Here is an 18,685-nt window from a genome sequence, read left to right as displayed (position 1 = left end):
ATCACATTGGCAAATGTTGATCCTTAGGGGAGGACAATCGAAATGAGCATGATGCTGCGCGGCCTGATGGGGGCCTGCGCCATGACCGCGCTGGCCGTGCCGGCCCTGGCCGAAACGCTGACCATCGCCACCGTGAACAACGGCGACATGATCCGCATGCAAAAGATGACCAAGCCGTTCACCGACGCGAACCCGGACATCGAACTGGAATGGGTCACGCTGGAAGAAAACGTCCTGCGCCAGCGCGTGACCACCGACATCGCCACCAAGGGCGGGCAATATGACATCGTGACCGTCGGCAATTACGAAGTGCCGATCTGGGCCAAGCAGGGCTGGCTGACCGCGCTTGACGACATGGGCGAGGATTACGACGCCGCCGACATCCTGCCCCCGATTGCCGAAGGTCTGTCGCTGGACGGCAAGCTTTACGCCGCGCCCTTCTACGGCGAATCGGCGATGATCATGTACCGCACCGACCTGATGGAAAAGGCCGGGCTGGAAATGCCCGAGCGCCCGACCTGGGACTTCGTCTATGACGCGGCGCGCAAGATGACCGACAAGGAAAACGAGGTCTATGGCATCTGCCTGCGCGGCAAGGCCGGCTGGGGCGAGAACATGGCCTTCCTGACCTCGATGGGCGCCAGCTACGGCGCGCCCTGGTTCGACATGGAATGGAAGCCGCAATTCTCGGGCGAGGCGTGGAAGAAGGCGCTGACCGATTACGTCGCCATCATGACCGAGGCCGGGCCGCCCGGCGCCTCCTCGAACGGCTTCAACGAGAACCTGGCGCTGTTCCAGACCGGCAAATGCGGCATGTGGATCGACGCCACCGTGGCCGCCAGCTTCGTGTCGAACCCCGAGGATTCCACCGTCGCCGATAAGGTCGGCTATGCCTTGGCCCCCGAGGGTGAGAAGCCGCAGATGTGGCTTTGGGCCTGGACGCTGGCGGTCCCGTCGTCGACCGACGCGCCAGAGGCGGCCAAGAAATTCGTCGCCTGGGCGACCTCCAAGGCCTATACCGAACAGGTCGCGGCGGCCGAAGGCTGGGCGAACGTGCCGCCCGGCACCCGGACCTCGCTTTACGAAAACCCCGAATACCAGCAGGCCGCGCCCTTTGCCAAGCCGACGCTGGACAGCATCATGTCGGCCGACCTGAAGAACCCCACCACGGTCGAGGTGCCCTATATCGGCACGCAATGGGTCGGCATCCCCGAGTTCCAGGCGCTTGGCACCGCGGTCGGCCAGCAATTCTCGGCCGCGCTTGCCGGACAGGCCAGCGTGGACCAGGCCCTTCAGATGGCCCAGCAGATCAGCGAACGCGAAATGGCCAAGGCCGGCTATCCCAAGTGATGGCCTGACCACCGGGCAGGGGGCGGATGCCCGCCCCTTGCCGCCCGAACCCTTGTCCCACGCATGGGGAGGCGCGCCGATGGCGACCCGACACCAGAACACACTTGCGCGCCTGATGGTCGCGCCCTCGGTCCTGCTGCTTCTGGCCTGGATGATCGTGCCGCTGGGCATGACGCTGTGGTTCAGCTTCCAAAGCTACAACCTGCTGTCGCCCGGCATGGAGCGGTTCATCGGCTGGACCAACTATCAATATTTCCTGTCCGATCCCGCCTTCTGGACGGCGATGGCGAACACGCTGCTGCTGGTCGGAGGCGTCTTGGTCATCACCGTGGGCGGCGGCATCCTGCTGGCGCTGCTGCTTGACCAGCCGATGTTCGGCCAAGGCATCGTCCGCATCCTGGTCATCGCGCCCTTCTTCATCATGCCGACGGTGTCGGCCCTGGTGTGGAAGAACATGTTCATGAACCCGGTGAACGGGCTTTTCGCCTGGATCGCCAAGGCCATGGGCGCGCAACCGATAGATTTTCTAGCTCAGTATCCGCTGATGTCGATCATCCTGATCGTGTCCTGGCAATGGCTGCCCTTTGCCACGCTGATCCTGCTGACCGCGCTGCAATCCTTGGACAGCGAGCAGATGGAGGCGGCCGAGATGGACGGCGCCGGCGCGCTGTCCAAGTTCATTCACCTGGTGCTGCCGCACCTGTCGCGCGCCATCACCGTGGTGATCCTGATCGAGACCATCTTCCTGCTGTCGGTCTTTGCCGAGATCCTGGTGACGACCAATGGCGGCCCCGGCTACCAGTCCACCAACCTGACCTATCTGGTCTATAGCCAGGCGCTTTTGCAATTCGACGTCGGCGGCGCATCCGCCGGGGGCATCATCGCCGTCATCCTTGCCAATATCGTCGCGATCTTCCTGATGCGGATGATCGGCAAGACGCTGGAGTAAGACCATGGCCCGCAAGATTTCCAATACAAGCCGCTGGGGCTTTACCATCCTGGCCTGGGGCGTGGCGCTGCTGATCTTTTTCCCGATCCTGTGGACGATCCTGACCAGCTTCAAGTCCGAGGCCGACGCCATCGCATCGCCGCCCAAGTTCCTGTTCTTCGACTGGACGACCCAGAACTATGCCGAGGTGCAGTCCCGTTCGCCCTATTTCCGGCATTTCATGAACTCGGTCATCATCTCGGTCGGCTCGACGCTCTTGGGCCTGCTGATCGCGGTTCCGGCCGCCTGGTCCATGGCCTTTCAGCCGGCCAGGCGCACCAAGGACCTGCTGATGTGGATGCTGTCGACCAAGATGATGCCGGCCGCGGGCGTGCTGATCCCGATGTATCTGCTGTTTCGGTCCTGGGGGCTGCTGGATACGCGGCTGGGCATCACCGTGGTGCTGATGCTGATCAACCTGCCGATCATCGTCTGGATGCTTTACACCTATTTCCGCGAGATCCCGTCCGAGATCCTGGAAGCCGCGCGGATGGACGGCGCCAGCCTGAAAAACGAGATCGTGCATGTGCTGACGCCGATGGCGGTGCCGGGCATCGCCTCGACCCTGCTTTTGAACGTCATCCTGGCCTGGAACGAGGCGTTCTGGACGCTGAACCTGACCACCAGCAGGGCGGCGCCGCTGACGACCTTCATCGCCAGCTATTCCTCGCCCGAGGGGCTGTTTTACGCAAAACTTTCGGCGGCAAGCACCATGGCCATTGCCCCGATCCTGATCCTGGGCTGGTTCAGCCAGAAGCAACTCGTGCGCGGCCTGACCTTTGGCGCGGTGAAATAGGGGGAAACCATGGGCAGCATCACGCTTGAACAGGTCCGCAAGAATTTTGGCGATGTCGAGGTCATTCCGGGCGTCGACCTGGAGATCAACGACGGCGAATTCGTGGTCTTCGTCGGCCCTTCGGGCTGCGGCAAGTCCACGCTGTTGCGCCTGATCGCGGGACTGGAGGACGTGACCTCGGGCCGGATCGTCATCGACGGCCAGGACATGACCCAGGCGGCACCGGCCAGGCGCAAGCTGGCGATGGTGTTCCAGTCCTATGCGCTTTACCCGCATATGTCGGTCAGAAAGAACATCGCCTTTCCGCTGAAGATGGCGGGCATGGCCGCCGAAGAACAGGAACGCCGCGTCCAGCATGCGGCGGGCATCCTGAACCTGACCGATTACCTGGACCGCCGTCCGGGCCAGTTGTCGGGCGGCCAGCGCCAGCGCGTCGCCATCGGCCGGGCCATCGTGCGCGAGCCGTCGGCATTCCTGTTCGACGAGCCCTTGTCGAACCTGGACGCGGCGCTGCGGGTGAACATGCGGGTCGAGATTTCCGAACTGCACAAGAAGCTGGCGACGACCATGGTCTATGTCACCCATGACCAGGTCGAGGCGATGACCATGGCCGACAAGATCGTCGTCCTGCGCGCCGGCCATATCGAACAGGTGGGTTCGCCGCTGGAGCTTTACCGCAGCCCCCGCAACCGCTTTGTCGCGGGTTTCATCGGCAGTCCGAACATGAACTTCCTGGAAGGCGCGGCAGCAGCCGGGCTGGGCGCCCATGCCATCGGCGTGCGTCCCGAACATTTCGCCATGTCCACGACCGAAGGGGCCTTTTCCGGCACGGTCGGCGTGGCCGAGCATCTGGGGTCGGACACCTTCCTGCATGTGGACCTGGACGATGGCACGCATGTGGTGGCGCGCGCGGCCGGAGAGGTTCCGGTCCATCACGGCGACCGCATCCACCTGACCCCGCAAGAGGGCCGGGTCTATCGCTTCGACCAGCAGGGGCTGGCACTTTGAACCGCAACGGATGACCCAGATGGACAGGCTTTCGACCAAGACGCTTTCGCAGATCGCCCAGCCGGTGCCGGGCTATGACCGCAGCACGCTGCGCCCCGGCATCCTGCATTTCGGCGTCGGCAATTTCTTTCGCGCCCATCAGGCGGCCTATCTGGACCGGCTGATGAACATGGGGCTGGCGCAGGACTTCGCCATCATCGGCGCCGGCGTCATGCCGGGCGACGCGCAAATGCGCGAAACGCTGGCCGCGCAGGACCACCTTTATACCCTGGTCGAGCAATCGGCGGAACGCTCGGACGCGCGGGTGCTGGGGCCGATCGTGGACTATATCGCGCCGGGCGACCATCGGCGGGTGATCGCCACGCTGGCCGATCCGGCGATCCGCATCGTGGCGCTGACCATCACCGAGGGCGGCTATTTCATCGACGCCGCCACCGGGCATTTCGACAGGGCGCATCCCGCCATCGCCGCCGATGCGGCCAGCCCCGATGCGCCGCAGACCGTTTTCGGCCTGATCGTCGCGGGGCTGCGGGCGCGCCGGGCGGCGGGGCATGCGCCCTTTACCGTCATGTGCTGCGACAACATCCCCCATAACGGTGATGTCACCCGCGAGGCGGTGGCCGGCACCGCGCAACTGTCGGACCCGGCGCTGGCCGACTGGATCCTGGCCAATGTGGCCTTTCCGAATGCGATGGTGGACCGCATCACCCCGGCCACCAGCGACCGTGAACGGCGCATGGTGCGCGAGGATTTCGGCATCCCCGACCAGGCCCCGGTCTTTTGCGAGGATTTCATCCAATGGGTGCTTGAGGATAATTTTCCCGCCGGCCGCCCGCCGCTGGAAAAGGCCGGCGTCGAGTTCGTCGCCGACGTGACGCCATGGGAGCTGATGAAGATCCGCATCCTGAACGGCGGCCATGCGCTGATCGCCTATCCGGCCGGGCTGCTGGACATCCATTTCGTGCATGAGGCGATGGCGGACGCGCAGGTCCGCGCCTTTCTGCAAAAGGTCGAGGCGGATGAGATCATCCCCGCCGTGCCGTCGGTGCCCGGCACCGACCTTGCCGCCTATTTCGACCGCGTGGCCGAGCGTTGCGCCAATCCCAAGATCGGCGACACGGTGCGCAGGCTTTGCCTGGACGGCTCGAACCGGCAGCCCAAGTTCATCGTCCCGACCATCGCGCACCGGCTGGACCGCGACCAGCCGGTCGAGGGGCTGGCGCTGGGTTCCGCCCTATGGTGCCGCTATTGCGCCGGCACCAGCGACAGCGGCGCGGTGATCGCGCCCAACGATCCAAGCTGGGACCGGCTGCTGGCGCGGGCCGCCGCGGCGCGCAGCGATGCCAGCGCCTGGCTCGGCATGGTCGAGGTCTATGGCGCGACCGGGTCCGACGCGCGTTTTGCCCAGGCTTTCGCGCGCTGGCTTGCAATGCTGTGGGACAGGGGCACGCGGGCGACGCTTGACGCCTATCTGGGGGCTTGAGCGCTTGGCGCGCGGGCTGATCTTTGACTGCGATGGGGTGCTGGTCGATTCCGAACCCCTGGCCGCGGCCGAGATCAAGGCGATGCTGGACCGCCTGGGCCTGCCGATCAGCCATGCCCGGATCTATGACGAATTCCTGGGCCGCTCGTTTTCGACCGTGGTCGCGGCGGCGCGGGGGCAGGGGCTGGACCTTGGCCCGGCGCTGCCCGGCTATGCCGAGGCGCTGGCCCTGCGCTTTCGCCGCGACCTGCGCCCGGTGCCCGGCATGGCCGAGGTGCTGGCGCAATTGCCCGGCCCGCGCGCCGTGGCCTCGTCCAGCGCGCCCGAACGGCTGCGGCTTTCGCTGGCGGTCACGGGACTGGCGCCGCTGTTCGGGCCGCATGTCTATTCCGCGGCGCAGGTGGCGCATGGCAAGCCCGCGCCCGACCTGTTCCTGTTCGCCGCCCGGCATCTGGGCGTGGCGCCGGCCGATTGCGTGGTGATCGAGGACAGCCCCGCCGGCCTTGCGGCGGCGCGCGCCGCCGGCATGCGGGTGGTGGGTTTCCTGGGCGGCAGCCATGCCGCGCCGGCGCGGCTGGCCGAAAAGCTGGCGGCGCTGCGGCCGGATGCGCTGATTGACCAGGCGCGCGATTTGCCCAAGACTTTGGCCGATCTGGGCTGAAGAAGGGGAATCGCCGTGCTGATCGGGGCGGTGGATGTGGGCTCGGCCCGTGCGCGAGCGGGGCTTTTCACCCCTGACGGCCGGCTTGTCGCCCGCGCCAGCCGCGGCTTTGCCACCCTGGCGGGGCCGGAACGGCAGGCGATGCACGACGTTGCCGAGATCTGGCAGGCGGTGGCCGAGGCGCTGGCCGAAGCCCGGTGCCAAGCCGGCGCCGGGCCTGCGCAGGTGGGCGCGCTGGCCTTTGACGCCACCTGTTCGCTGGTGGTCGAGGCGCCGGGCTTTGCCCCCGACGTGATCGCCTGGCATGACCACCGCGCCGTGGCCGAGGCGGCCGAACTCAGCCGCATCCCGCACGAGGTGGTGCGGCGGGCCGGCGGCTCGGTCTCGCCCGAGATGCAGACGCCCAAGCTGATGTGGCTGGCCCGCCACCAGCCCAAGATCTGGGCGGCGCTGACCGGCATCCGCGACCTGTGCGACCATCTGGCCTTTCGCGCCACCGGGATCGAAGCGCGCTCGCATTGCGCGGCGGCGGCGAAATGGCCCTGGCTGCCCGACCGGGGCGGCTGGCAGGCGGATCTGCTGGACCGGCTGGGCATTGCCGGCTTTCCCCGGCCCGGCCCGGTCCTGCCGCCGGGCAGCCGCATCGGCCCGCTGTCGGCGCAAGGCGCGGCCGAGCTGGGCCTGGGACCGCAGACGCTGGTTGCGGCGGGCTTGATCGACGCCTTTGCCGGCACCCTTGGCGCGGCACCCGACATGCCGGCGCTGATCGCCGGCACCTCGAATTGCGTGATGGCGACGGGGCTGGCGCCGCGCGCGGCGCTGTGGGGCCCCTATCCCGGCGCCATCCTGGCCGGCGAAAGCGTGACCGAGGGCGGCCAATCCGCCACCGGCGCGCTGCTTGAACGGTTGCGCGGGCTTTACCCGCAGCCGCCCAGCCATGACCAGATCCTGGCCCGCATCGCCGCCAGCCCCGAGCCTGGGTCCGACCTGCATGTCCTGCCCGACATCAAGGGCAGCCGGACGCCCTTTGCCGATCCGCTGCTGCCCGGCGTGATCCACGGCCTGACGCTGGATCGCAGCGCGCCGGCGCTGGACGCGCTTTACTGGCGCGCGGCGGTGGGGATCGCGCTGGGGACGCGGCAGGTCATCGCCCATATGGGGCTGGCGCCCGCCGCGCTGGCCATGGCCGGCGGGCAGGCGCGCTCGGCCCTGCTGCGCCAGCTATACGCGGATGCCATCGGGGCCGAGATCCATTGGCAGCCCGAGGATGCGGTGCTGCGCGGCACCGCCATCGCCGCCGCCGCGCCGCTTTCGGGCGGCATCCGCGCCGCGCGGGCGTGCTTTGCCCGCCCGGTCCAGATCACCCGCCCCGACCCCGCCGCCCGCGCCCGGCGCGAGCGGGATTGGCGCATCTTCCTGCGCATGCAGCAGCAGCGCGCCGAGATCGCGGCGATGTAGGGATCAACCGGCCAGCAGCGCCGCCCCGGTCGCGGCATCGGTGATTAGCCCGTTGATCAGCCCCCCGGCCAGCGCGCCGCGGATCGCCGGGGCCTTTTCGATGCCATGGCCGGCGCCGATGACCAGCGTCGTGTCGCGCGGCGGAATCGGCGCCGAAGCCACGCGGTCATTGCTCAGCCCCTGGACCAGCGCCCCCCGCGCGTCATAGGCCCAGCCGGTGATTTCGCCCACCGCGCCGGCGGCGACCAGCGCGTCGATATCGGGCTGGGTCAGGAACCCGTCCAGCATCAGCGGCGCGCGGCCGTCCACCGTGCCGATGCCGACAAAGGCCACCGCCGCCTCGGCCGACATGCGGATCAGCCGCTCGATGCTGGGCTGGCCGTTGACCGCCTGGCGCTCGCGCACCGTGGGGGCGATGACGGGCAGCGGCAGCGGAAAGCTGCGCGCCGTCACCAGGTCCGAAAGCGTGAACAGCACGTTGTAATAGGCGGTCGAGCCGTCGGGCGCGATATTGCCGGTCAGCGAGACGATGCGATGCTGCGGGCAGTCGATATGCGGCAACTGCGCTATGGCGCTGCGCAGGGTGCGGCCGGTGCCGATGGCCATGGTCATCGGATCAGAGCGGCGCAGCCATTGCTCGATCGTGTCGGCCAGCATCAGGGCCACCCCGGCCTCGGGCGCGTCCGCGGGCGCGATCTGGCAGAAGGCCAGCCGGTATTTGCGCTGCAATCCGGCGGCCAGGTCCATGCAATGCGCAAAAGGATGGTCGATGCGGATCTTGACGATGCCCTCGGCCATGGCCTGGGCGACCAGCCGCTGCGCGGTCTGGCGCGAGACGCCCATGATCCCGGCGATCTCGTCCTGGGTCTTGCCCGCGACATAGGAAAGCCATGCCGCCTTGGCCGCCTGTTCCAGTTTCCGGCCCTGGTTCGACATGGGGGCTTTGCTTTCGCCTTTTGCGCTGGGGTCGCCTGCTGTGGCGCCCTGTCTAGCGTGGCGGCGGCCCGGCTGTCCAGCACCGGCCGGATGGCGGGTGGCCAACCCGCCGGCGCCGCGGCGACCGGGCCGGACCCGGCGCCGCGGCGACACGAGGTCGCACCCGCCGCAGCGGCGCGGCTTTTGCGGGGCCTCGCCCAGTCTGGGGGCGATGGGACGTGACTTAGATCAAGGACGGCCGGTCCTGACGTCCTATGGTTTTTGTCGACTTCTTGCCAGCCTTCGCCAGCCGACGCCGATTCACCCCATGCCCGACAGGAGGGCCGCCATGTCCCTTTCCCATCGTTCCCTTCGGCTCCACCCATTGCCCCCGGTGTCGCGCCGCGCCGTGCTGGCCGGGGCGGGCGCCATGGCGGCCATGCTGGCCGCGCCCGCGATCCTGCATGCGGCGCCCCTGGCCCGGCTGGCGCTGTTCGGCCCGCCCGCCGGGCCCAGCATCACCCTGGCCCATGCCGTAGCCTCGGGCGCGCTGAAGGACCTGTCGGCCCAGGTCACGCTGTCGGTCTGGCGCAACCCGGACGAGCTGCGCGCCGGGCTGACCTCGGGAGCCATCGACCTGTCGGTGGTGCCGGTGCAGACGGCGGCCAATCTTTACAACCGGGGCATGGGACTGGGGCTGGTCAACACCATGACCGACGGGCTGCTGTCCATCGTCGCCGAAGCGGGAAAGATCGCGGATTTCGCCGCGCTGGAGGGCCGGCGGCTGGCGGTGCCCTTTGTCAACGATACGCCCGATCTGGTGCTGCAAGCGCTGCTGACGCGCCGCGGCATGGCCGGCAAGGTGGAACTGCTGCCCATCGGCAGCCCGATCGAGGCGGCGCAGATGCTGCTGGCGGGCCAGGTCGAAGCGGCGCTGCTGGCCGAACCCGCCGCCAGCGTCGCCATCATGCGCGGCCGCGTGGCCGGCAAGGGCTTTGCCCGCGTCATCGACCTGCAAGAGGAATGGGGCAAGCAGGGCGGTGTCGCCCCGATCCTGCCCCAGGCCGGGCTGGCCGCGACCGATGCCTTCCTGGCCCATGGCGCGGACCTGCTGGCGCCCTTGCAGGCCGCGTTGCTCCGCGCGAATGCCGAGGTGCTGGCCGATCCGGTGCGGGCCGCGACCGCTGCGGCCGGCCCGCTGGAGATGCCCGCCCCGGTGCTGGCGCTGTCGGTGCCGCATTCCCGCCTGGCCGTGCGCCCTGCGACCGCCGCGCGGCCGGCCATCGAGGCCGTCCTGGCGCTGATGGCCGAAGCGGACGCGGCGATCATCGGCGGCAAGCTGCCGGATGCGGGGTTCTACCTGCTGTGAACCTGTTTGCGGCATCCCTGGATCGGCTGGCCCGGCTGGGCCGCTTTCTGTGGTCGGCCTGGGCCGGGCTGGCCGGGCTGGCCCTGATCGGCGCGCTTTGGCAGGCCGGGCACGAGGCTTACGGCGATTTCATCCTGACCGCGCCCCTTGATACATTGGCCGCCGCCGCCCGGCTGCTGCACGAGGGCAGGGCGCAGGACCTGCTGGCGCTGACCACCGCCCGCGCGCTGGCCGGGTTCGGGCTATGCGCGCTGATCGGCACGGCCGCCGGGGTGGCGGCGGGCTATTCCCCGGCCACGCTGCGGCTGTCGCGCCCGGTCCTGACCCTGCTGCTGGGCGTACCGCCCATCGCCTGGATCGTGCTGGCGATGATCTGGTTCGGCCCCTCGGACATGACCGTTGCGGTGACGATCCTGATCTCGGCCACGCCGCTGGTCTTTGTCGGCGCGGTCGAGGGGGTGGTGACGCGCGACCGCGGCCTTGACGACATGGCGCAGGTCTTTGGTGCCGGGCCGGTGCGGCGCTTCCTGTTCGTCTCGGCCCGGCAGATTTCGGCGCAGCTGTTCCCGGCGCTGATCCTGGCGCTTGGCTCGGCCTTCAAGGTGGCGATCATGGCGGAACTGCTGGCCAATGCCGGCGGCGTCGGCGGGGCGCTGGAGCGGGCGCGGGCGATGCTGGACATCGCCGAGGCGCTGGCCTGGGTCAGCCTGGCCGTCGCGGCGCTGATCGCCGTCGAATATATGCTGATCCGCCCGGTCCGGGCCGAACTGGAACGCTGGCGCGAGGCCGCGGCACCCTGGGGCGTCAAGCGATGAACCTGCTGGAGCTGAACCGCATTGGCCATGCCTTTTTCGGTCGCACCGTGCTGCAAGGCATTAGCCTGGGCGTGGCCCGGCAAGAGATCGTGGCGCTGATCGGCCCGTCGGGTTCGGGCAAGTCGACGCTGGCCCATATCGCCGCCGGGCTGGTGGACCCGCGCGAGGGGCGCATCATCCGCCGCTACCTGCGCCATGCGATGGTCTTTCAGGACCCGCGGCTGATGCCCTGGGCGACCGCGGCGGACAATATCGGCTTTCCGCTGCGCCTGGCGCGCGTGCCGCGCGGGATGCGGCGGCGGCTGGTCGCCGATGCCGCCCTGCGCGCCGGGCTTTTGCCCGAGGATCTGGGGAAATACCCGTCCGAACTGTCCGGCGGCATGCGCCAGCGCGCCGCCATCGCCCGCGCCTTGGCGACGGACCCGGATTTCATCTATTTCGACGAACCCTTTACCGCGCTGGACGTGGCGCTGAAGCGGCGGATGCAGGATCTGGTGATCGAGGCCGCCGCCTCGGCCCGGTTCGCCGCGCTGTTTATCACCCATGACCTGCTGGAGGCGATCCGCATCAGCCACCGCATCCTGGTCTTGGATGCGGGCGGGCGCGGCATCGCCGGCGAGCGGCTGATCCCCGGCAATCCCGGCAGCCGCGACGACCAGGCGGTCTTTGCGCTGCGCCAGGACTATCTGGCCGCCGATCCGCTGTTTGCGCATATCCACGACATCGACGAACGGCTGCGCCCATGAACACCCCCCTGCATCGCGTGCTTTCCGACGAAGGCTTCCGGCTGTTCTTTCCGCTGACGGCGCTGCATGCCGGGCTGTGGCCGCTGGCCTGGGTGGCGCTATGGTCCTTTGACCTGCCTTTCGCGCGCGATGTTCCGCCCGGTATCTGGCATGGCTATGAGATGATCTTTGGCGCCTGGGGCGCGGCGCTGCTGGGTTTCCTGACCACCGCCGCCGCGGAATGGACCGACACGCGCCCCCTGCACGGGCGGCCGCTTTGGGTGCTGGCGGCGCTTTGGGCATTCGCGCGGGTTGCGGGCGTGCTGGGGGCGGACGCGCTAATCCTGCCGGCGATGCTGGCCGATCTGGCCTGGCTGGCGCTGCTTGTGGCCTATCTGCTGGGGCTGTCGGTCCGGCAGCGCACCACGCGGCTGCTGACCTTTTCCGGCTGGCTTCTGGCGCTGGGGCTGGCCTGCCTGATGGCGCGCCTGGCGATGCTAACCGGGCGATTCGACCTGGCGACCGAATGGCTGCGCACCGGCGGGCTGCTGTTCCTGGGGCTTTTGGGCCTGGCCCTGGCGCGGATCACCGTGCCGGTTACGAATATCGTGCTGGACCCCAGCGAGGCGACATCGCCGTTCCGGCCGCATCCGGGGCGGCTGAACCTGTCCTCGGGGCTGGTGGCGCTGGCCCTGGCGGGGCAAGGGCTGGGCCTGTCGCCGGCGGTGGCGGGCTTTCTGTGGATCGCCGCCGGGGCCGCCTTCATGGACCGCATGGCCGAAGGCTTCATCGGCGCAAGGGCCTTTCGGGCGGAAATCATGGTGCTGATGGGGTCGGCCGGGTTTGCCGGCGCGGGGCTGCTGGGCCTTGGCGCGACCGGCTTGGGTGCGCCCTGGGGCGAAGCGGGTCCGCTGCACCTGGCGCTGATGGGCGGGCTGGGCCTGGGCGTGCTGGCGGTGCTGGCGATCGCCGGGCGGTTCCATACCGGGCAGGGCCTGGGGCTGAACCTGGCCACGCGGACCGGCTTTCTGCTGGCGGCTGCCGCGGTGCTGTTGCGCGCCCTGCCCGAGATGGGGCTGATGCCCTGGCCGCCCGGCCCGCTGCATCTGATCGCCGCCCTGCTGTGGGCGGCGGCCTTCCTGCTGTGGCTGGTCGATTACTGGCCGGCGATCCGCCGCCTGCCGTGAACGGGCCGCCTGGCCGGGGGCGGGCAGCGCCTTCCTGCGGCGAGTTGCTGCTTTCCCGGCGGCCGCAGACCAAATAGGCTTGGCCAGGATCCGGGGACCAGGTATCGCGCGGGCGGTTCCGGGCCCGCGGCATGGATCGGCGCCTTGGCGGCCAGGAAATACTGGGTTTTTGACATATATCAAGGATCGGCCGGGATTGTTGCGGCCTTATGGCGACAAGGATGGTTATCATGGATCTTGCCTTTCTTCTTGAGCATGTCGCCGAACCGCATCTGGCGGCGATCTTCGGCCTGCTGGTCGGCGCGGTCTTCGGCTTTTCGGCCGAACGCTCGGCCTTTTGCCTGCGGGCGGCGACGGTAGAGTTCGCGCGCGGACAACTGGGGCCGCGGGTCGCGGTCTGGCTGCTGACCTTTTCAACGGCGGTGATCTGGGTGCAGGGCGCGCGGCTTCTGGGCCTGTTCCGGGTCGAAGAGGCGCGGATGATGGCCGTCACCGGCAGTTGGTCGGGGGCGGTGATCGGCGGGCTGATGTTCGGCGCCGGCATGGTGCTGGCGCGCGGCTGCTCGGGGCGGCTTCTGGTGCTGGCGGCGACGGGGAACCTGCGCTCGGTCGTGTCGGGGCTGATCTTTGCCGTGGTGGCGCAGATGGCGCTGCATGGCTGGCTGGCGCCCTTGCGCCAGGAGCTTGCGGCGCTGTGGACCACTCCGGGCGGGCGCAACCTGGATCTGCTGACGGCTTTTGCGCTGCCCCAGGGCGGTGCGCTTTTGATCGGCTGCGGCTTTGCCGCATTGGCGCTGTGGCTGGCGCGGGCGAACCGGATCGGCGTGCCGGTGCTGGTCTTTGCCTCGGGCGTCGGCTTTGCGGTGGCGCTTGGCTGGGTGCTGACATTTTCCCTGGCGCAGCAGGCGTTCGAGCCGGTCAGCGTCGCCTCGGCCACCTTTTCCGGCCCCTCGGCCAGCACGCTGATGTTCTTTCTGACCGACAATCCGGTGCTGGATTTCGATACCGGGCTGGTGCCCGGCGTCTTTGCCGGCGCCTTCCTGTCGGCGGCGCTGAAGCGGCGGCTGAAGTTCCAGGGCTTCGACGGCGAAAGCCAGATGCGCCGTTCGATGCTGGGGGCGGCGCTGATGGGCTTTGGCGCCATGCTGGCGGGCGGCTGCGCCATCGGCGCCGGTGTTTCCGGCGGCTCGATCTTTGTCGCGACGGCCTGGCTTGCGCTGCTGTGCATGTGGATCGGTGCGGTGATCACCGACTGGCTGGTGGACCAATCCGCGCAGCCGGCGACCGCCTGACCCGACGCCGCACCGCGCCACGCGCCGGCAATGCAGGAAATCGCTTCGTCATCTCGCCTGGATCGTATATTCGTATCTTGCTATACAAGCAGGAGAGGATTTCACATGCGTGCCATTCTTTTTGCCCTGGCCTTGTCGGCGTTTTCGCCGCTGGCTCCGGCATGGGCGGACGATGCGGCGGCCTTGCCGGAAAACAAGCAGACGGTGCAGAAGCTGTATCTGACCGCGCAGGAAGCCTATGAAAAGGTCGTGCAAGCCCCGCAAGAGGTGCTGTTTCTGGACGTGCGCTCGCCCGGCGAAGTGATTTTTGTCGGCATGCCGACCGTCGCGGATGCCAATGTGCCCCATATGATCCCGCCCGCGACGCCCGTTTGGGACGACAAGCGCGGGACCTTCAAGATGGAAAGCAATCCCGGCTTCGTCGACGAGGTCCGGGCGCGGCTGAAGGCCAAGGGCCTGGGCGAGGATGCGGCGGTCGTCCTGATCTGCCGGTCGGGCGATCGCAGCGCCAAGGCCGCCAACGATCTGGCCAAGGCCGGTTTCGGCAATGTCTGGTCGGTGACGGACGGGTTCGAAGGCGACATGGCCAAGGACGGGCCGCTGGCCGGAACGCGCAGCGTCAACGGCTGGAAGAACGCGGGCCTGCCCTGGACCTACAAGCTGGACAAGGCCAAGATGCACGGGATTTAGGCCGGTGCAGCGGCTGCGGCCGGGCAGGGGCCTTGCCCCGCCCGGCCGTCAGCCTATTCGAACTCCATCTCGGCAAAGACCACGCCGGCATTCTTGGTCGCCAGCTCTTCGAACGTGTCGAGATGCGACCAGCGCGACTGATCGACGTAATAGGCCCCGCCCAGGTCGCCGCCCTCTTCGAGATGGGCGCCGATCTTTTCGCGCAGATCGGCCAGGTAGTCGCGGGTATAGCGCGTGACCTGCGCCAGGTTGGTCGGATGGCCGTGGCCGGGGATGACATAGGTCGGGGCCATCGGCTCCAGCTTGGTTTCCCAGGTTTCGATCCAGCACGAGGTGCAGATGCCTTCGAAGATCGGCGGCATCCGCTCGTGAAAGGCAAGATCGCCGGCGAGCATCATCGACCATTGCGGGATCCAGACCTGGGTGTCGCCGGGCGAATGGGCCGGGCCAAGGTGCATCACCTCGATGGTGACGCCGCCCATGGTGATGGTCCGCGTGTCGGAAAAGGTCTCGGTCGGGGGGGCGATGACCGTGCCTTCGGACAGTTCGCGGGCATAGTTTTGCAGGCTGGCCAGGTCCTGCGGCGCGCCGTCGGCGAATTCGGCCGCGGCGTCCTCATGGGCCAGGATCGGCACGCCCTGCGCCGCCCAATAGCCGTTGCCCAGCATGGCATGGCCCTGGCCGTTTTCGTTGATCACCAGCTTGACCGGCTGTTCGGTGACGGCGCGGATTTCCGCATGCAGCGCCTCGGCCAGCTTCCACGAGGCGCCGGAGTTGACCACGACCACCCCTTCATCCGTGACGATAAAGGACAGGTTGTTGTTATGGCCCGCATTCTCGTAGGTCGGCGGCGCGGTGGCGCCGATGGCCGAGAACACATGCGGGATCACCTCGACCGGCTTGGAATACAGCACCGATTGCGGATATTGGTCCGGAATGTCCTCGGATGCCAGGGCGGGGGTGGCAAGCAGGAACAGGATCAGCGCGCGCATCAGATTTCCTCCGTAAAGCGATAGCCGGTATCGGATTTTTCGACCCGCCCCAGCCCGCCATGCGGCAGGTGAAAGCCCAAAATCGGCACCCCGCTGGTCGCCAGCCGCTCCAGCAGCGCGGTGCGGGTGGTGACGGCGGTGGCCGGGTCCTGGTCCGAAGGCGATGGCCAGTCGGGTTGGTCGAAGGCGATGTGGTGGTTGCCGATGGCATCGCCGACGACCATCAGCGCGCCGTCGGGCGAAACGATCTCATAGGCCATGTGGCCGGGGGTATGGCCGGGCGTCAGCCGGGCGGTGATGCCGGGCAGGGCCTCTTCGCCATCGGCAAGCTTGCGGACGCTGTCCGCGATGACCTCCAGCCGGCGCGAGGCGCCGATGGCAAAGCTGGCGCGGTCCTCGCCGATGCTGTCGACGGTGGCGGGGTCCATCCAATAGTCGAACTCGACCTGGCCGATCATGTATTCGGCCTCTGCAAAGACCGGCTCGTCGAATTCGTCCAGCAGGCCCCAAAGGTGATCGGGATGGCCATGGGTGATCAGCACATGGGTCACGTCCTCGGGCGCCAGGTCCAGCGCCGCAAGCGCTTCGATGACCTTGCCGGCGGTCGGCATGAAATCCGGCCCCGATCCCAGGTCGAACAGCACGGTGTTGGTGCCGTCGCGCAGCAGCGTCAGGTTGCAGGGCGGCGTCAGCCCGCCCGCCGGCAGCCCGTGCCGGGCCATGAGGGCCGAGACCTCGGCCTCGGGCAGGCCGGCCAGGGTGAAGTCCAGCGGCAGTTCCAGATGCCCGTCGGACAGGCTGTCGATCCGCACCGGACCCATGGTCAGCGTGGTGGCGGCCCAGACCCGGCTATAGGGCAGGGCCAGCGCGGCGGCAGAGGTTGCAAGAAAATGACGGCGGCTCAGTTGCATTTGGTTCTCCTTCCGGTTCAACCGAAGATGTCGGCGGTGATGCCCGCATACCAGCCAAAGCTTTCCTCATAGGTCAGCTTGCGAAGCGCCGCGTCTTCGCCGGTATCGCTGATAAAGCTGTCCACGCTGGCGATCCGGTCGCCGCTCGGCTCGTAAGAGGCGCCCAGTTTCACGCCGTCCTCGGGCGCGATCAGCGACCAGCAGCTATTGGAATATTTCGCCGGAAAAACCCGCGATCCGATCAGCTCGCCGCGGATGGCCATGGCGGCGACCTTGGCCTGGCTGTTGGCGGAAAAGGCGGATTTCGGCATGTCGCCCTGGGCGCTGGAATCGCCCAGGATCCAGATATTGCCGTCGACGCGCGACTTCATGCTGTCGGGATGGACCGGCGCCCAGCCCGATGCGTCGGTCAGCCCGGCCTTGGCGGCGATCCCCCCGGCGACCTGGGCGGGGATGACGTTGCAGCAATCGACCTTTTGCACCTCGCCCTCGATCACCACCTCCATGCTGTCGGGGCGCACCGCGACATCGGCGCCGCCGAACTCGGGATTGATCCATTGGATCATGTCGTTGTAGTATTTTCCCCAGCCTTCCTCGAACAGCGCCTGCTTGGAGAATTTCTCCTTGGGGTCCAGGATGATGATCTTGGCCGTCGGGTTGGTCTGGTTCAGCAGATGGGCGATCATGCAGACCCGCTCATAGGGGGCGGGCGGGCAGCGATAGGGGTTGGGCGGCGCGACCATCGCAAAGACCCCGCCCTGCGGCATCGCCTGGATCATGCGCTTGAGCAGTTCGGTCTGCGCCCCGCCCTTATAGGCATGCGGCATGGCGTCGGCTGCGGCCAAGGACCAGCCGGGGACCGAATCCGCGACAAAGTCGATGCCGGGCGACAGCACCAGCCGGTCGTAATCCAGCACCTGACCGCCGGCCAGGGTGACGCGGCGCGCCTCGCGGTCCACGGCGGTGGCCAGGTCGTTGATCACCGTCACATTGCCGGCGGCCAGTCGGTCATAACCATGGACCAGGCTGTCGAAATCGCGCAGCCCCCCCAGGTAGAGGTTCGAAAAGAAGCAGGTCGCATAGGCCGGTTCGGCCTCGACCAAGGTCACGTCCAGCGCACCGGCCGCATCCTTGGCAAGATAGCGCGCCACCGTGGCGCCGCCGGCGCCGCCGCCGATGACCACCACCCTTGGCTTGCCCTGTCCCAGCAGCGCGGGTGCATAAACCAGGCCCGTGGCGGCGGCGCTGCCGGCGATCAGCGCTCTTCGGGTCAGGATCATCGTGGCGTTCCTTTCTGGGTTGCTGCGGCGCGGCAGGCCAGCGGGCCTGGCGTCATTCGAGCATGGCGAAATAGGCCGCCAGCGCCGCGATCTCTTCCTCGTTCAGCCGGCTGGCCATCATCTGCATCACCGGATGGGGCCGCAGCTTCTGGCGATAGGCATGCATGGCCACCACGAAATCCTCGGCCGGCCAGCCCGCGATCGAGGGGATGCCCAGGTCCGAACCGTCGCGCTGGTGGCAGGTGGTGCATTCCGCTGACAGGTATTCGCCGAATTCGGAATCGCCGCGCAGCGCCATCACCGCTTCGGTCAGGACCGGCTGGGTCTTGCGCGCCGTCGGCTCGGCTTCGGGGATGTCCTGCGGGCGGTCGGAATAGGCGCGGATAAAGGACAGCAGATCGCTGCGCGCCGCCGCATCGGCAAGGCCGGCATAGGACATATGCGTTCCCGAAACCAGCGCCCTGGGATTGGCCACATAGGCGTCCAGCGTCGGCAGGGTCCAGGCCAGCCCCTCATTGCCCATGCGAAGCATGGCCCGCGAATAGTCGAAACCGGCAAGGCTGCCGGCGCGGCGGCCGAAGACCCCGTTCAGGCGCGGTCCGACGGCATGTTCGGCGCCGGGCCCGATGCGATGGCAGGCCGAGCATTCTTCGGCAAAAAGTTCGGCGCCGCGCTGCGGATCGCCGATTTCTTTGGCTGCAGCCGGCGCAAGGCCGGCCGCAGCGGTCACAAACAGCGCGGCAAGGAGAGTGCGCCGCGCCATGG

The 18,685-nt window shown here is 68.1% G+C and carries 18 protein-coding genes; 13 read left to right on the top strand and 5 right to left on the bottom strand.

What is annotated here, in order from left to right; genetic code table 11:
* The first annotated feature begins 42 nt into the window (after positions 1–42).
* The 7 genes from F3H32_RS11555 to F3H32_RS11525 all read left to right on the top strand — a co-directional run bounded on the left by F3H32_RS11555 (position 43) and on the right by F3H32_RS11525 (position 7,744).
* Positions 43–1,350 carry an ABC transporter substrate-binding protein gene (locus F3H32_RS11555; RefSeq protein WP_149765991.1) on the top strand — a complete coding sequence of 436 codons (1,308 nt, stop codon included), beginning with the start codon at positions 43–45 and terminating at the stop codon, positions 1,348–1,350.
* A 79-nt stretch (positions 1,351–1,429) separates the two neighbouring features.
* Positions 1,430–2,299 carry a carbohydrate ABC transporter permease gene (locus F3H32_RS11550; protein WP_149765990.1) on the top strand — a complete coding sequence of 290 codons (870 nt, stop codon included), beginning with the start codon at positions 1,430–1,432 and terminating at the stop codon, positions 2,297–2,299.
* Between the two features lie 4 nt (positions 2,300–2,303).
* On the top strand, positions 2,304–3,134 hold the full coding sequence (locus F3H32_RS11545; protein ID WP_149765989.1) for a carbohydrate ABC transporter permease: 831 nt from the start codon (positions 2,304–2,306) through the stop codon (positions 3,132–3,134).
* A 9-nt stretch (positions 3,135–3,143) separates the two neighbouring features.
* Complete coding sequence (locus F3H32_RS11540; protein WP_149765988.1) at positions 3,144–4,142, top strand: ABC transporter ATP-binding protein; 999 nt, start codon at positions 3,144–3,146, stop codon at positions 4,140–4,142.
* 19 nt (positions 4,143–4,161) lie between these two features.
* On the top strand, positions 4,162–5,625 hold the full coding sequence (locus F3H32_RS11535) for a mannitol dehydrogenase family protein (RefSeq protein ID WP_149765987.1): 1,464 nt from the start codon (positions 4,162–4,164) through the stop codon (positions 5,623–5,625).
* A complete protein-coding gene (locus tag F3H32_RS11530; protein ID WP_223191424.1) occupies positions 5,603–6,286 on the top strand; it encodes an HAD-IA family hydrolase in 684 nt (227 codons plus the stop codon). The genes F3H32_RS11535 and F3H32_RS11530 overlap by 23 nt, the downstream gene beginning before the upstream one ends.
* 15 nt (positions 6,287–6,301) lie before the next feature.
* Positions 6,302–7,744 (top strand): FGGY-family carbohydrate kinase, encoded by a 1,443-nt coding sequence (locus F3H32_RS11525; protein ID WP_149765986.1) that lies wholly within the window; start codon positions 6,302–6,304, stop codon positions 7,742–7,744.
* 3 nt (positions 7,745–7,747) lie between these two features.
* Here the strand turns inward: F3H32_RS11525 and F3H32_RS11520 are convergent, their stop codons facing one another.
* The gene (locus F3H32_RS11520) at positions 7,748–8,680 is read right to left on the bottom strand and encodes a sugar-binding transcriptional regulator (RefSeq protein WP_149765985.1); all 933 of its coding nucleotides are present in this window, start codon (positions 8,678–8,680) and stop codon (positions 7,748–7,750) included.
* Between the two features lie 328 nt (positions 8,681–9,008).
* Between F3H32_RS11520 and F3H32_RS11515 the strand changes: the two genes are divergently transcribed.
* The 6 genes from F3H32_RS11515 (at position 9,009) to F3H32_RS11490 (ending at position 14,737) form a co-directional block, all read left to right on the top strand.
* A complete protein-coding gene (locus tag F3H32_RS11515) occupies positions 9,009–10,028 on the top strand; it encodes an ABC transporter substrate-binding protein (RefSeq protein ID WP_149765984.1) in 1,020 nt (339 codons plus the stop codon).
* Positions 10,025–10,843 carry an ABC transporter permease gene (locus tag F3H32_RS11510; RefSeq protein WP_149765983.1) on the top strand — a complete coding sequence of 273 codons (819 nt, stop codon included), beginning with the start codon at positions 10,025–10,027 and terminating at the stop codon, positions 10,841–10,843. The genes F3H32_RS11515 and F3H32_RS11510 overlap by 4 nt, the downstream gene beginning before the upstream one ends.
* A complete protein-coding gene (locus tag F3H32_RS11505; RefSeq protein WP_149765982.1) occupies positions 10,840–11,589 on the top strand; it encodes an ABC transporter ATP-binding protein in 750 nt (249 codons plus the stop codon). Before F3H32_RS11510 ends, F3H32_RS11505 begins: the two co-directional genes overlap by 4 nt.
* Positions 11,586–12,755 (top strand): NnrS family protein, encoded by a 1,170-nt coding sequence (locus F3H32_RS11500; RefSeq protein ID WP_149765981.1) that lies wholly within the window; start codon positions 11,586–11,588, stop codon positions 12,753–12,755. The genes F3H32_RS11505 and F3H32_RS11500 overlap by 4 nt, the downstream gene beginning before the upstream one ends.
* A 230-nt stretch (positions 12,756–12,985) precedes the next feature.
* Positions 12,986–14,047: a YeeE/YedE family protein gene (locus F3H32_RS11495; protein WP_149765980.1), complete on the top strand. Its 1,062-nt coding sequence runs from the start codon at positions 12,986–12,988 to the stop codon at positions 14,045–14,047.
* Positions 14,048–14,152: 105 nt separating this feature from the next.
* Positions 14,153–14,737 carry a rhodanese-like domain-containing protein gene (locus F3H32_RS11490; RefSeq protein ID WP_115756380.1) on the top strand — a complete coding sequence of 195 codons (585 nt, stop codon included), beginning with the start codon at positions 14,153–14,155 and terminating at the stop codon, positions 14,735–14,737.
* Between the two features lie 53 nt (positions 14,738–14,790).
* On the opposite strand, the gene F3H32_RS11485 is transcribed toward F3H32_RS11490, so the two are convergent.
* Genes F3H32_RS11485 through F3H32_RS11470 form a run of 4 tightly spaced genes read right to left on the bottom strand, consistent with a single transcriptional unit; the run spans position 14,791 to position 18,683 of the window.
* On the bottom strand, positions 14,791–15,729 hold the full coding sequence (locus tag F3H32_RS11485; RefSeq protein WP_149765979.1) for an MBL fold metallo-hydrolase: 939 nt from the start codon (positions 15,727–15,729) through the stop codon (positions 14,791–14,793).
* Entirely contained in the window at positions 15,729–16,640 is a 912-nt protein-coding gene (locus F3H32_RS11480) for an MBL fold metallo-hydrolase (RefSeq protein ID WP_149765978.1), read from the bottom strand. The genes F3H32_RS11485 and F3H32_RS11480 overlap by 1 nt, the downstream gene beginning before the upstream one ends.
* Before the next feature lie 17 nt (positions 16,641–16,657).
* Entirely contained in the window at positions 16,658–17,920 is a 1,263-nt protein-coding gene (locus F3H32_RS11475) for an NAD(P)/FAD-dependent oxidoreductase (RefSeq protein WP_149765977.1), read from the bottom strand.
* Positions 17,921–17,972: 52 nt separating this feature from the next.
* Positions 17,973–18,683, bottom strand: a complete 711-nt coding sequence (locus tag F3H32_RS11470; RefSeq protein WP_115756377.1) for a c-type cytochrome — start codon at positions 18,681–18,683, stop codon at positions 17,973–17,975.
* Between the last annotated feature and the right edge of the window lie 2 nt (positions 18,684–18,685).

It is taken from the genome of Paracoccus thiocyanatus (assembly GCF_900156255.1).
GTDB lineage: Bacteria > Pseudomonadota > Alphaproteobacteria > Rhodobacterales > Rhodobacteraceae > Paracoccus > Paracoccus thiocyanatus.
The sequence above is the reverse complement of the archived record's forward strand: the minus strand, read 5'-3'. Positions and strand labels throughout refer to the sequence as shown.

Bases quoted from the DNA above. Each gene is read 5' to 3' on its own strand.
- F3H32_RS11555 (WP_149765991.1), top strand. From the start codon at position 43: ATGAGCATGATGCTGCGCGGCCTGATGGGGGCCTGCGCCATGACCGCG.
- F3H32_RS11550 (WP_149765990.1), top strand. From the start codon at position 1,430: ATGGCGACCCGACACCAGAACACACTTGCGCGCCTGATGGTCGCGCCC.
- F3H32_RS11545 (WP_149765989.1), top strand. From the start codon at position 2,304: ATGGCCCGCAAGATTTCCAATACAAGCCGCTGGGGCTTTACCATCCTG.
- F3H32_RS11540 (WP_149765988.1), top strand. From the start codon at position 3,144: ATGGGCAGCATCACGCTTGAACAGGTCCGCAAGAATTTTGGCGATGTC.
- F3H32_RS11535 (WP_149765987.1), top strand. From the start codon at position 4,162: ATGGACAGGCTTTCGACCAAGACGCTTTCGCAGATCGCCCAGCCGGTG.
- F3H32_RS11520 (WP_149765985.1), bottom strand. From the start codon at position 8,680: ATGTCGAACCAGGGCCGGAAACTGGAACAGGCGGCCAAGGCGGCATGG.
- F3H32_RS11515 (WP_149765984.1), top strand. From the start codon at position 9,009: ATGTCCCTTTCCCATCGTTCCCTTCGGCTCCACCCATTGCCCCCGGTG.
- F3H32_RS11505 (WP_149765982.1), top strand. From the start codon at position 10,840: ATGAACCTGCTGGAGCTGAACCGCATTGGCCATGCCTTTTTCGGTCGC.
- F3H32_RS11500 (WP_149765981.1), top strand. From the start codon at position 11,586: ATGAACACCCCCCTGCATCGCGTGCTTTCCGACGAAGGCTTCCGGCTG.
- F3H32_RS11495 (WP_149765980.1), top strand. From the start codon at position 12,986: ATGGATCTTGCCTTTCTTCTTGAGCATGTCGCCGAACCGCATCTGGCG.
- F3H32_RS11490 (WP_115756380.1), top strand. From the start codon at position 14,153: ATGCGTGCCATTCTTTTTGCCCTGGCCTTGTCGGCGTTTTCGCCGCTG.
- F3H32_RS11485 (WP_149765979.1), bottom strand. From the start codon at position 15,729: ATGCGCGCGCTGATCCTGTTCCTGCTTGCCACCCCCGCCCTGGCATCC.
- F3H32_RS11480 (WP_149765978.1), bottom strand. From the start codon at position 16,640: ATGCAACTGAGCCGCCGTCATTTTCTTGCAACCTCTGCCGCCGCGCTG.
- F3H32_RS11475 (WP_149765977.1), bottom strand. From the start codon at position 17,920: ATGATCCTGACCCGAAGAGCGCTGATCGCCGGCAGCGCCGCCGCCACG.
- F3H32_RS11470 (WP_115756377.1), bottom strand. From the start codon at position 18,683: ATGGCGCGGCGCACTCTCCTTGCCGCGCTGTTTGTGACCGCTGCGGCC.